Genomic DNA, 11,953 nt, shown 5'->3' on the forward strand with positions numbered 1-11,953 from the left:
TGTCAAAGCTCCGCCTACCGCTATGTTCAATTCTTTCATCGGATTAACCGCAAATTCATTTATAAGTCCTAAAAAAGAATAATTAGCATTGGCTGAGCTGAGTCGAAGCCAAAAGCGGTAAAAAAGAGAAGTTTCAACTCTTAATTCGCATAAATAGGTAATAAGAAAATAGGAAGTATAACCACTTAATTACAATCCATTCTCAATCGCATTTCCAAATGCCTGAATAGAGTTTTCATTGGCGAATTGTTTGATGGCGACATGATCAATCGCTGTATTCTGAGCAATGATATCTGAAAGCGCTTTGGCTACTGCCTTTGCATTGCTAACATCCACGGATATGCCCAAATGTTTTTCTTGGATAAGTTCCCCAATTTGACCCATATTTGTTGCTAAAGTTGGTTTGCCTGCTAATGCGGCTCTAACGACCACGGAGCTGGAACCAATATGATTCTGATATAATACCAATGCCCAATCGCTCTGCTCAAACGCAATTTGTACTTCACGAGCAGGTAAATATCCCCAAATGGTATGCACTTCTAGCGACTTAATTTCGTTTAAGCGTGCTTCAATCTTGGCTTGGTAGCTCAACTCTACAGGCCCAATTAGACGTAAGGAAATCTGACTAATTTCTTCTTCAGTTAAATATTTGCAAGCTTCGAGAAACACCTCAATACCTTTTCGCTCGTCCAAAAAACCAAAATTGATTAATCGAATCTTGTTTGTTGAAACGGGCACGTTTGATTTGAATACCTGAACTTCTTCTTCTTTTATGTCGAATAATTGAATGGGCTCACACAAAGAAACAACCTTTGTTTGATCGCTTAAAGCCTGTATTTCTGATAAAATGCGTGCATCTAATGTAAATAAGGTCTTCAGATTCCCGGAATTCATGGCTAATTTCAACATGTACTTTTTGACCTTCCCATAAAATGAGGTGTCATTCTTGGTGAAATCTGGCCTGAAACAAATACCTGATAAGTCGATACTAGCTTTTTTGCCCAAGATCATGCCCAACTGAAAATAGTCCATGTACATGACCAGCGCCTTGTCGGCCTTCAAGTCTTCCGCATATTGCAACATTAAATTCCACTCGACAACTGAACGACGATAAATCAATTTTTGATGAATGTTAGTGAGTTGACTTAGGGGAATGGTGTGAAGGAAAATGTTGGTCCAAGGTAAAGCGCCATCTAGGGTGTATTGATCTAGGAATTGAAGAAATTTTTCTCCTGTTACAATTAATAACTCGACATCTTCTCTTCCTCCAAAATAAAGCATCAAATTATACAGATAATCAGGATGATGACCATCGGTAATTGTATCAAATAAAAGAATGCGTTTTTTGTGCATGGAGGAAATGTTGGTGTAAAAATAGAGAAAGAAATGAGAAAAGAGAAAAGACCTGTTCGAAAAGAGGGAACAGAGGCTCCCATTTTGAGTCATAATTTTATCTGTTATCTTATCTCTTTTCTATCTACTTTATGTTAATTTTGAACCCCGATTGATTTATCCTTAAAATATAACGAATGGATTACCTAGCTGGCCTAAATGAGCCTCAAAGAAAAGCTGTAGAACACATTGATGGCCCCCTGATGATTATTGCGGGAGCAGGTTCAGGTAAAACAAGGGTTCTAACCTACAGAACAGCCCATTTAATCGCGAATGGGGTAGATCCATTTCAAATTTTATTATTAACCTTTACCAATAAAGCGGCTGGGGAAATGCGTCATCGGATTGAATCGGTCATTGGAACAGAGGCTAGAAATATTTGGATGGGAACCTTCCACTCGGTTTTTGCCAAAATACTTCGTTTTGAAGGGGAAAAATTGGGATATACATCTAATTTCTCGATTTACGATACCGATGATTCCAAATCCTTGCTTCGTGCCCTTATCAAAGAGCAAAATTTAGATGATAAAATTTACAAGGTCAATCTCTTATTGAATCGAATTTCCAATGCCAAAAACCGATTGATAAGTCCGGAACAATATTCCAATAGTGCCATTTTAACCGAAGAGGATCGCTATGCGAAAATTCCTCGTATGGCTGAAATTTATAAAATGTACACGACGCGCTGTTTTCAAGCGAATGCCATGGATTTTGATGATTTATTGTATCAAACCAATATTTTATTTCGAGATCATTTAGATGTGTTGAACAAGTATCAACATAAATTCAAACACGTGATGGTGGATGAGTTTCAAGATACCAACGTGTCGCAATATTTGATCACCAAAAAATTGGCAGCAGTTAATCGAAATATATGCGTAGTGGGGGATGATGCCCAAAGTATTTATGCTTTCCGTGGCGCGGATATTCAAAATATTTTGAATTTCGAGAGGGATTATGCCGATTTGACTACCATCAAATTAGAAGAAAATTACCGTTCTACCCAAAGTATTGTGGCGGTCGCTAATTCGGTCATTGCGCGAAATAAAAATCAATTAAAAAAGAATGTTTTTACTTCCAATGAACGCGGAGATGAAATTGAAATTATTCGAGCGGGCAGCGATAATGAGGAGGGAAGAATCATTGCTTCTACTATTTTTGAAACCAAACAAAAAGATGGTTTAAATTGGTCTGACTTTGCGATTTTATATCGAACCAATGCACAATCAAGATCTTTTGAGGAATCCTTGCGCCGTTTAAACATCAAATATCGGATCATCGGCGGATTATCTTTCTACCAACGCAAAGAAATCAAAGATGTGCTTTCCTACTTGCGTTTTGTAGTCAATCAAAACGATGAAGAAGCTTTTAAGCGAATCATTAATTTGCCCAAAAGGGGAATTGGCGATACAACCATTGCCAAAATTGCGGTTACTGCCAATGAAAATAATGTGTCTATTTGGGAAGTTGTTTCCAATATCCAACAATTTCAAGGTGCGCGAGGAATGGTTGCCATTGAGAATTTTGCCGATTTAATCAAGTCGTTCAAAATAATGGTGGAAGTAGAAAATAAGGACGCTTATGAGGTGGCTAATCATGTGGCAAAAGCATCGGGTTTACTTCGTGAATTGTACGAAGATAAAACGGTGGAAGGCTTGGCTCGTTATCAAAACATGCAAGAATTATTGAATGCGATTAAGCAATTTGTAGATTCGGAAGAGAATGAAGATAAATCCCTAGCAACCTTTTTACAGTCGGTTTCTTTATTAACCAATGCCGACACCGAGGAGGATCCAAAAGATAGAGATAAAGTGACATTAATGACGGTTCACTCAGCGAAGGGATTGGAATTTAAACAAGTATTTTTAGTGGGGCTCGAAGAGGATCTTTTCCCGAGTCAAATGATGCTACAAAGCCAAAGCGATTTAGAAGAAGAACGCCGATTATTCTATGTCGCCATTACACGCGCAGAAAAGAAATTAATGATGTCTTATGCCGAGTCTAGGTATCAATTTGGCCGATTGAAAAGTTGCGAACCTAGTCGTTTTTTGGAAGAAATTGACCAGAATTACTTAAAAATGGCGAAGGTTCAAGGCAAAAAAGAAGTTCAGGCATTTCGTCCGGTGAATAAAACCGGTTTTACTCAGAAATCCACTCCGGCACCTTCTGCTGCTCAATTAATTCAAAAGCCAAACAATAATACCAATTACCAACACGTGTCGAGTACGGATTTTAAAGCATCGGACGCATTAGAAATTCAAGCTGGCCAGCGAGTGGAGCATCAAAAATTCGGTTTTGGCATAGTCAATAAATTGGAGATCAACGGCTCAGAACGAAAAGCCTTTATCAGCTTTGAAAAAGGGGTTGGGGATAAAACCTTATTGTTGAATTTCGCGAAATTGATGATTGTAGGGTAGAAGAGAGGTGATAGGTAATAGGTAATAGGTAAAAGGTAATAGGTAAAAAGGTAATAGGTATTTTTCTCTCTCTTCTCTCATCTAATTGTCTGAACTATGATTTAGTTGATTACATGATTTATTATCGGATAGTGATTAATGCGAATCGAGGGTTGAAACTTCTAATTAAAATTTCTTTTAATGTTGCTCTTCGATTCGTAACAGCCTTTACAAACGTGGCTTCGAGAGCCTCAGCCACCGTTTGTAATCACAAAAATGTTTGTTCTGAAAACTAATAATCACGTCTCTTACGGTTAATCCGACGAAAGATTTGAACGTAGCGGTAGGCGGGGCTTTGACAATGCGCATAGGCGATGTGCGTCAGGGTCAAAGAAAATAGCCGAAAGCGTAGTGAAAATCGAGCCGCTTGCGGATTCGTCTTGGATTAACTAGAAGTAAATAAGTTTTTTTGTTTCTTTTTTTCTAAAAAAAAGAAATGCCATGGAAAATGAATTAGCCAATAAATTGCATTGCAATATCGAATGTTGAGAAAATAATGAATATTTTAACTTTTAATTCGCATTAATACCTATTACCTCTTACTCAATCGCTTGATTTTTCTCATTGACAATGATGAAAATATCCTCCGTGGGTTTTTTCATGAGGTATTTTTCACGTGCGAATTTTTCCAATAAAGCGGGATTCCCCATCATCACTCGGCGTTCTTTTTCAAGTTCCTTGAGCTTTTGTTGGTAATACTTTTTTTCTGCTTTTAATTCGCGAAGTTCATTCCAAAGACGGAATTGAACAGTAATATCATTGGAATCTAAAAATAACATCCAAAAAAAAGCAATTGCCGTAGTAATCGCATAAAAGCGGTTTTTTCCTACGAACAATTGCTTTAATTTATTCATGTTTTGATTAGAAATTTAATCCTGGGAAATAGGCATTAGCTCCCAATTCTTCTTCAATACGTAATAATTGATTGTATTTTGCCATACGATCTGAACGAGAAGCTGAACCTGTTTTGATTTGACCTGTATTTAATGCTACAGCTAAATCCGCAATGGTTGCATCTTCTGTTTCTCCAGAACGGTGAGACATAATGTTTTTGTATGAATTACGCTTAGCTAAATTCACGGTATCGATTGTTTCCGTCAATGAACCAATTTGGTTAACCTTTACCAAAACAGCATTAGCGACACCTTTTTCAATACCTTGTTGTAAACGCTTCACGTTAGTAACGAATAAATCGTCTCCAACCAATTGACATTTAGAACCGATCAATTTAGTTTGCTCAGCCCAACCTGCCCAATCATCTTCCGCCATACCATCTTCAATAGAGATAATTGGATATTTATCTGCCCAAGTCTTCCAATAAGCAGCCATCTCCATCGAGTTCAATTGCTTACCATCTGATTTTTTGAACGTGTAAAGACCTGTTTTCTCATCATAAAATTCAGAAGCAGCCGCATCCATTGCGATGAAAATTTCTTCACCTGGTTTGTAACCCGCTTTTTCAATCGATTGTAAAACGATTTCAATTGCTTCTTCGTTGGATTTAATGTTAGGTGCAAATCCACCTTCATCTCCTACGTTGGTTGAATATCCTTTGCTTTTCAATACACCTTTCAATGCATGGAAAACTTCTGTACCCATACGCAATGCTTGAGAAAAACTTTCCGCTTTTACAGGCATTACCATGAATTCTTGAAAATCAATTGAATTGTCTGCATGAGATCCACCGTTTAAGATGTTCATCATTGGAACTGGAAGAGTATTTGCATTAACACCACCAATGTAACGGTATAAAGGCAATCCTGCTTCTTGAGCTGCTGCTTTCGCAACCGCCATAGAAACACCTAAAATAGCGTTAGCTCCTAATTTTCCTTTGTTAGCTGTACCGTCAATTTCAATCATTAAACGGTCAATCATGTTTTGTTCAGAAACTTCTAAACCCCATAATTCTTCAGCGATACTTGTATTTACATTTTCAACGGCTTTTAAAACACCTTTTCCAACGTAAACAGATTTGTCTTCATCACGTAGTTCTACAGCCTCGTGAATACCTGTTGAAGCTCCAGAAGGTACGGCAGCTCTACCAAAAGCTCCATCTTCTGTTTTAATATCTACTTCAATGGTTGGATTTCCACGTGAATCTAAAATTTGTCTGGCGTGAACGTACTGTATTGCACTCATCTTCTTATTGTTATTGTGAATAAATTGATTACGAAACTATTTACTTAAATTGCCCTGCAAAATAACGGAAAAAATAGATAATTTCCTTGCTTTTTCTTATTACCAATTCGTTAAATATCTGATTTTAAGCTAAATAGTTATGAAAAATTTACTGAAAGTAACCTTTATTGGACTCTTCTTCTGTTTTATCAATTTTTATTCCAAGGCTCAAGTCGAGGATGTGGATGCTTTTGAACAAAAAATCAAATCGACTCCCAACGCCATTTTGTTGGACGTAAGAACCTCTGGGGAATTCGGTGGGGGACATTTGCCGAATGCCAAAAATATGGATTTTCGTTCGGCTGATTTTGCCAATCAAATCAAAACATTGGATAAATCGAAACCCGTTTTGATTTATTGTTTATCCGGCGGCCGTTCGGCACAAGCGGCTGAATTAATGCGGAAAGAGGGTTTTTCAGTCGTTGAAATGAAGGGGGGGTATTTGAAATGGACCACCAAAATGAAACCTTTGGAAGGTGTGCCAAGCGTGAAGCATGATCAATCTTGGAATAAAAATGAATTCGATAAAATCATCTCCAAAGATGGGGCCGTGGTAGTTGATTTTTTTGCTAAATGGTGCGCTCCTTGCATCAAAATGATGCCTACGGTTGATAAATTGGCCAAAGATTACGAAGGGAAAGTGACCGTTTTAAAAGTGGAGGCTGACGGGAATCAGGCCATTTTACAAGCATATGGCATTGATGAAATACCGGGTTTCCTCGTTTTTCAAAAAGGAAAATTAGTCCTAAAAACAGCGGGATTCAGGGAGGAGGCTCAATTAAAAGAATTATTTGAAACCAGTTTGAAATAATGGATTGGATTTAGTTCCTCTCTCTTATTTGGTAAATAATCCGACCAAACTATTGGTTGTTCCTACCAAAATACTAAAAATCAGGGGAGCAATAAATCCACTTACATGAAATCCATCAATGTAAAAGGCCGCTAGATAGACCAATCCAACATTGATGACCAAGGAAAATAAACCTAGGGTCATGAACGTAATAGGGAAACTGATAATTTTTAAAACAGGTTTAACAAAGGAGTTCAAAAAACCCATCATCAAGGCAACCCATAAGGCTGTTACGAATGAGTCAACAACAATTCCTTTTAAATATCGTGGTATGATCAATACGATGGCCGCCATGATCACATAGCGAATGATAAATCCTATCATAGTTTATTTATTATGTCTTTTTTGTAATAATTCAATCACTTGCTCCAAGCCAATTCCGCGGTCTTCTAACAACACCAATAAGTGGAAAATTAAATCGGCTGCCTCGCCTTTAAACAATTCATCGTTGTCCATTAAAGCCTCAATCACTAATTCAACCGCTTCTTCTCCAACTTTTTGAGCTACTTTATGAGTCCCTTTTTGAAATAAAGAGGCCGTGTAAGAACTTTCTGCAGATGCACCTTTTCTAGATCGAATCACCTGTTTTAAATGATCCAACCAAGCGGCATTATCTTTATTTTCTTCCTTGAAACAGGTATCAGCACCCGTATGACAAGCTGGTCCAAGTGGATGCACTTGAATCAATAAGGTGTCGGCATCACAATCCAATTCGATGCTTTTAACTTCTAAGAAATTGCCAGAAGTTTCTCCTTTGGTCCAAAGTCGATTTTTTGAACGTGAAAAGAAGGTAACTTGATGGGTTGTTTGCGTTTTTTCTAAGGCTTCCTCATTCATATAGCCCAACATCAATACTTTCAATGTTGTTGCATCTTGAATAATTGCAGGAATTAACCCTTTGGAGAAATCTGGTTTTGCCGTCATTAGCTTAAAATATCATTCAATTTATTAAATACGCATCGGAATTCCTTTATCAGCAAGGTATTTCTTTAATGCTAAAATTTCAATCTCTTTAAAATGGAAAATACTTGCCGCCAATCCCGCGTCTGCTTTTCCTTCTGTAAATACTTCAAAAAAGTGTTCCATACTCCCAGCACCTCCAGAGGCAATCACGGGAATAGATAAATTTCCCGAAATTTCAGCCGTTAAGCGATTCGCGAAGCCAGCTTTTGTCCCATCGGCGTCCATGGAAGTCAATAAAATTTCACCCGCACCTCTTTCTTGCGCCTCTTTTGCCCAATGATGGGTATTTATTTCTGTGATTTTTCTGCCTCCATGCGTATGTACCCAATCGAATCCGGAGACATGCCTGGTGTCTATCGCGACAATGATGCATTGAGATCCAAATTGCAAAGACAATTCGTCAACTAAGTTTGGATTTCTAACTGCAGATGAATTGATGGAAACTTTATCTGCTCCTGCGTTAAGAAGGGCAGAAACATCATCGATGGAACTTATTCCACCTCCCACGGTAAAGGGAATATTCACATGCCGAGCTACTTCCCTTACCAAATTTACCAGCGTTTTTCGATTATCGACGGTTGCTGTAATATCTAAAAATACCAATTCATCTGCTCCTTGTTGGGCATATAAAGCTCCGAGTTCCACCGGATCACCAGCATCACGAAGGTCGACAAAGTTGGTTCCTTTTACGGTACGGCCATCTTTGATGTCGAGACATGGAATGATTCTTTTTGTTAACATGATTCCTGTGCAAATTTGGCTAAATCTTCTAAACTGATACGACCTTCATAAAAGGCTTTTCCAACAATAACACCAAACAAGTTCATGTCTCTCAATTGGTATAAATCGTCTAAATTGGCTACTCCACCACTCGCAATAATTTCGAGATCGGGGTTTTGGGTTTGAATTTTTTGGTACAAATCAAAACTTGGTCCTTGAAGAAGACCATCCTTGGCCACATCGGTAGAAATAACATATTTGGCTCCCACTTTTTGGTAATTGTTTAGAAAATCAAAAATGGAAATATTCGAGTTTTCTTGCCAACCCGACACCGCGATTTGTTCGTGATGTGCATCTGCCCCTAAAATAATTCGGTCGGCGCCATACTTGACAAACCATGATTGCACCAATTCAGGATTTCGGACGGCGATACTTCCTGCTGTGATTTGTTTGGCTCCAGCGGAAAAAGCAAGATCAATCATTTCATCCGATTGTACGCCACCACCGAAATCGATGTGTAATTGGGTATGCCGGGCAATTTTTTCTAGGATAGGTAAATTCACAATTTGTTTGGCTTTTGCGCCATCCAAATCAACCAAATGCAGTCGTTTAATTCCAGCACCTTCAAAGGCCTTTGCTACTTCCAAAGGGTCTGAATGGTAGATTTTTTTTTGTGCATAATCACCTTGAGTCAATCGTACACATTGGCCCCCTATTAAATCTATCGCTGGAATTAGTTGAAACATTTTTATAAATCAATAAAATTTTGAATAATGGTTTGTCCCGCCATGCCGCTAATTTCGGCATGAAATTGAGCAGCATAAAAATTATCTTTCTGTAGCATCGCTGAGAATGGTTGCACATAATCGCAAGTAGCAGAAGTAAATTCATTCACGGGTGCGTAAAATGAATGAACAAAATAAACAAACTCTTCATTTTTGAGACCTTTCATCAATGGATTATCGCCTAAAGTACGAATGGAATTCCAACCGACATGGGGAATTTTCAAGTCCTTCGATTGAAATTTTTTAATTTCCACATCAAAAACTCCCATACAGGTGGTTTGATTTTCTTCGGAGCTTTTACAAAGTAATTGCATGCCGATGCAAGTCGCCAAAACAGGTTGTTTAAGGGTAGGAATAAACGTATCCAATCCTTTTTCTCTTAAATGGGCCATGGCAGTACTTGCTTCGCCTACCCCTGGAAAAATGATTTTTTCTGCAGAGGCTAATTCATTAAAATCGTCTGTCCAACGATATTTCACGCCAATTCGATCAAGAGCGTACATGACGGAAGCAACGTTCCCGGCATTGTATTTTACGATAGCTATTTCTTTGGACATATTATTTCAGGCAAAAAGCCTTGCAAAGGTAGGGAAATAGGCTTGTATTATGAAAAGTCCTTTATCTTTGTTGCTTTCATGACCTAATCAGTGTACCCAAAAAAAGCAATTTTTGAATTTTTGTTTCTCGTTTGGATGGGGTTAGTGCCCTTTATATCAAGCATAGGACTCGTTTATTTTGCTACGAACCATGTTGAATTTTTTCGGGAATTTGGTTTTTTAGAGACGAGTGTTTTTTGGGCGTGTTCGGTTTTATTAATGGGTTTTGCATTTTGCCCTACCACCTTTTTTGCCTTATTTATTGGATATTTATGGGGTTTTCAAAGCTTTTTACCCTTTGTTATTTCCTATTCACTTGCCTCATTAATAGGTTTTGGATTGGGTAAGTTCATGAATGGAGATGCGATAATTCAATTTTTGGTTCGCAAATTTAAAATGGCTAATTTTTTGGAAAATGTCCAACATGAATCGTTTTCTTGGGTATTTCTGACCCGATTATCTCCGGTCTTTCCTTTCGCGATTACCAATGCAGTGATGGCATTCATCGGAGTGAATTTGAGGAATTTTTGGATTGCAGGTACCTTGGGGATGCTTCCGAGAACATTATTAGCCTTTTGGACAGGTGTTGAAGCCGAAAATATTCAATCCTTGTTGACTAATTCCCGCAAATCTTCTTGGGAAGATTATATGAGCCTCGCTTTATTGATACTTTCGGCACTAGGAATGATTTGGAAACTGAGAAGGAGGAATGAGGTAAGAGGTAAAAGGTAATAGGTAATAGGTAAAAGGTAGTAGGTAATAGGTAAAAGGTAATAGGTAAAAGGTAGTAGGTAAAAGGTAATAGGTAAAAGGTAGTAGGTAATAGGTAAAAGGTAATAGACTTTTCTTTTCCCGTTTACTCTTTTCTCGTTTTCTATCTTCTGGTTTTCACTGTTCCTTACTTGCAAAATCCTTCCATCCAATAATTTTATCAAACAACTGAACTTTGAAAGTCTTAAATTGCAGGGGGGTAAGGGGACCCATTCCCCTTAAAAAAAGACTAGCATTATCGCTTGTGGGAAACTGATATTTTTTATCAATAAATCGATTTTATGGCTGATATTGTTATCCATACTTCGACAAGCTCAGTAACCATACTCAGTCATCGGATTGCTATTGCCTATTACCTATTAAACCGAATTAAGAGTTGAAACTTCTAATTTTTACTTCTCTTTTTTAACGCTTTTGCTTTGACTCAGCTGAGCCAACGCTGTTTATTCTTTTTTGGGACTTATCAATGAATTTGCGGTTAATCCGACGAATGATTTGAGCGAAGCGGTAGGCGGAGCTTTGACAATCCGCATGGGGTATGTGCGTCAGGGTCAAAGAAAATAGCCGTGAGCGAAGTGAAAATCGGGCCGCTTGCGGATTCGTCTTGGATTAACTAGAAGAAAATAAGTTTTTTTGTTTCTTTTTTTCTAAAAAAAAGAAATGCCATGGATGATAAATTAACCAATAAATGGCAATGCTATATCGAAATTTTGAGGTATTAATGAATATTTTAACTCTTAATTCGCATTATTACCTATTATCTATTACCTCTTACCTTTTACCTATTATCTATTACCTCTTACCTATTACCTCTTACCTCTTACCTATTACCTAAAATCAAATGGCCTGAGAGTCAACCACCTGAACTTTACCCCAAAGGTGCTTATTGTCATCAATAAATTTCATGTGAAGGGGATGGTGTAAGTATTCATTTTCTTTTTCGGCACTTTCAAAAATTAAAACAACTGAAAAAGTATAGGAACCTTCTGTCACCGACTTATCAAAATCGGTAATTATTGGTTTGCCGACATGAGCTGATTGAATCATAGGAAGTGTTCCAAGTGATTTCAAGGCATTGAATAGTTGTGTTTTTTCTGATTCGTTGTTTGGGTTTTTTGCCCAAAACATCACATGATGAATGAAGTTCATTTTTCCTGTTCCTGCTGAATTTATGGAAGTCAATGCAGCTGCTGTTGCAAAAATTCCTGATTTTTGTAAAAAATTACGTCTATTGTTCATTAA

Annotated in this window: 12 protein-coding genes; 3 read left to right on the forward strand and 9 right to left on the reverse strand. The window is 37.7% G+C overall.

All coding sequences use genetic code 11. The annotated features are described in order from the left end of the window. Positions 1 to 189: 189 nt before the first annotated feature. Positions 190 to 1,353: a glycosyltransferase gene (locus tag V7S76_RS11105; protein WP_459510172.1), complete on the reverse strand. Its 1,164-nt coding sequence runs from the start codon at positions 1,351 to 1,353 to the stop codon at positions 190 to 192. A 176-nt stretch (positions 1,354 to 1,529) separates the two neighbouring features. On the opposite strand from V7S76_RS11105, the gene V7S76_RS11110 reads away from it, so the two are divergent. Continuing rightward, positions 1,530 to 3,809 (forward strand): ATP-dependent helicase, encoded by a 2,280-nt coding sequence (locus V7S76_RS11110; RefSeq protein WP_459510173.1) that lies wholly within the window; start codon positions 1,530 to 1,532, stop codon positions 3,807 to 3,809. A 578-nt stretch (positions 3,810 to 4,387) separates the two neighbouring features. On the opposite strand, the gene V7S76_RS11115 is transcribed toward V7S76_RS11110, so the two are convergent. Then, the gene (locus V7S76_RS11115) at positions 4,388 to 4,702 is read right to left on the reverse strand and encodes an FtsB family cell division protein (RefSeq protein ID WP_459510174.1); all 315 of its coding nucleotides are present in this window, start codon (positions 4,700 to 4,702) and stop codon (positions 4,388 to 4,390) included. Between the two features lie 7 nt (positions 4,703 to 4,709). Further along, complete coding sequence (eno, locus tag V7S76_RS11120; RefSeq protein ID WP_459510175.1) at positions 4,710 to 5,987, reverse strand: phosphopyruvate hydratase; 1,278 nt, start codon at positions 5,985 to 5,987, stop codon at positions 4,710 to 4,712. A 139-nt stretch (positions 5,988 to 6,126) separates the two neighbouring features. On the opposite strand from eno, the gene V7S76_RS11125 reads away from it, so the two are divergent. Next, positions 6,127 to 6,837, forward strand: a complete 711-nt coding sequence (locus V7S76_RS11125; protein WP_459510176.1) for a thioredoxin domain-containing protein — start codon at positions 6,127 to 6,129, stop codon at positions 6,835 to 6,837. 24 nt (positions 6,838 to 6,861) lie between these two features. Here the strand turns inward: V7S76_RS11125 and V7S76_RS11130 are convergent, their stop codons facing one another. From V7S76_RS11130 to hisH, 5 genes are read right to left on the reverse strand one after another with little or no spacing between them, the layout of a single operon-like run. Then, complete coding sequence (locus tag V7S76_RS11130; protein ID WP_459510177.1) at positions 6,862 to 7,200, reverse strand: phage holin family protein; 339 nt, start codon at positions 7,198 to 7,200, stop codon at positions 6,862 to 6,864. A gap of 3 nt (positions 7,201 to 7,203) precedes the next feature. Next, positions 7,204 to 7,800 carry a bifunctional phosphoribosyl-AMP cyclohydrolase/phosphoribosyl-ATP diphosphatase HisIE gene (gene hisIE / locus V7S76_RS11135; RefSeq protein WP_459510178.1) on the reverse strand — a complete coding sequence of 199 codons (597 nt, stop codon included), beginning with the start codon at positions 7,798 to 7,800 and terminating at the stop codon, positions 7,204 to 7,206. A 24-nt stretch (positions 7,801 to 7,824) separates the two neighbouring features. Then, the gene (gene hisF, locus V7S76_RS11140) at positions 7,825 to 8,580 is read right to left on the reverse strand and encodes an imidazole glycerol phosphate synthase subunit HisF (protein WP_459510179.1); all 756 of its coding nucleotides are present in this window, start codon (positions 8,578 to 8,580) and stop codon (positions 7,825 to 7,827) included. Continuing rightward, positions 8,574 to 9,305 (reverse strand): 1-(5-phosphoribosyl)-5-[(5-phosphoribosylamino)methylideneamino]imidazole-4-carboxamide isomerase, encoded by a 732-nt coding sequence (hisA, locus tag V7S76_RS11145; protein WP_459510181.1) that lies wholly within the window; start codon positions 9,303 to 9,305, stop codon positions 8,574 to 8,576. Before hisA ends, hisF begins: the two co-directional genes overlap by 7 nt. A 2-nt stretch (positions 9,306 to 9,307) precedes the next feature. After that, entirely contained in the window at positions 9,308 to 9,901 is a 594-nt protein-coding gene (gene hisH, locus V7S76_RS11150; protein ID WP_459510182.1) for an imidazole glycerol phosphate synthase subunit HisH, read from the reverse strand. A 90-nt stretch (positions 9,902 to 9,991) separates the two neighbouring features. Here hisH and V7S76_RS11155 point away from each other — a divergent pair, with 90 nt between their 5' ends. After that, positions 9,992 to 10,672 carry a TVP38/TMEM64 family protein gene (locus V7S76_RS11155; RefSeq protein WP_459510183.1) on the forward strand — a complete coding sequence of 227 codons (681 nt, stop codon included), beginning with the start codon at positions 9,992 to 9,994 and terminating at the stop codon, positions 10,670 to 10,672. An 876-nt stretch (positions 10,673 to 11,548) separates the two neighbouring features. Here V7S76_RS11155 and V7S76_RS11160 read toward each other — a convergent pair. Further along, the gene (locus V7S76_RS11160; RefSeq protein WP_459510184.1) at positions 11,549 to 11,950 is read right to left on the reverse strand and encodes a Dabb family protein; all 402 of its coding nucleotides are present in this window, start codon (positions 11,948 to 11,950) and stop codon (positions 11,549 to 11,551) included. Between the last annotated feature and the right edge of the window lie 3 nt (positions 11,951 to 11,953).

Source organism: Aquirufa sp. ROCK2-A2, assembly GCF_054558485.1.

Coding starts and splice junctions, on each gene's coding strand:
- V7S76_RS11105 (WP_459510172.1), bottom strand. CDS start 1,353: ATGCACAAAAAACGCATTCTTTTATTTGATACAATTACCGATGGTCAT.
- V7S76_RS11110 (WP_459510173.1), top strand. CDS start 1,530: ATGGATTACCTAGCTGGCCTAAATGAGCCTCAAAGAAAAGCTGTAGAA.
- V7S76_RS11115 (WP_459510174.1), bottom strand. CDS start 4,702: ATGAATAAATTAAAGCAATTGTTCGTAGGAAAAAACCGCTTTTATGCG.
- eno (WP_459510175.1), bottom strand. CDS start 5,987: ATGAGTGCAATACAGTACGTTCACGCCAGACAAATTTTAGATTCACGT.
- V7S76_RS11125 (WP_459510176.1), top strand. CDS start 6,127: ATGAAAAATTTACTGAAAGTAACCTTTATTGGACTCTTCTTCTGTTTT.
- V7S76_RS11130 (WP_459510177.1), bottom strand. CDS start 7,200: ATGATAGGATTTATCATTCGCTATGTGATCATGGCGGCCATCGTATTG.
- hisIE (WP_459510178.1), bottom strand. CDS start 7,800: ATGACGGCAAAACCAGATTTCTCCAAAGGGTTAATTCCTGCAATTATT.
- hisF (WP_459510179.1), bottom strand. CDS start 8,580: ATGTTAACAAAAAGAATCATTCCATGTCTCGACATCAAAGATGGCCGT.
- hisA (WP_459510181.1), bottom strand. CDS start 9,305: ATGTTTCAACTAATTCCAGCGATAGATTTAATAGGGGGCCAATGTGTA.
- hisH (WP_459510182.1), bottom strand. CDS start 9,901: ATGTCCAAAGAAATAGCTATCGTAAAATACAATGCCGGGAACGTTGCT.
- V7S76_RS11160 (WP_459510184.1), bottom strand. CDS start 11,950: ATGAACAATAGACGTAATTTTTTACAAAAATCAGGAATTTTTGCAACA.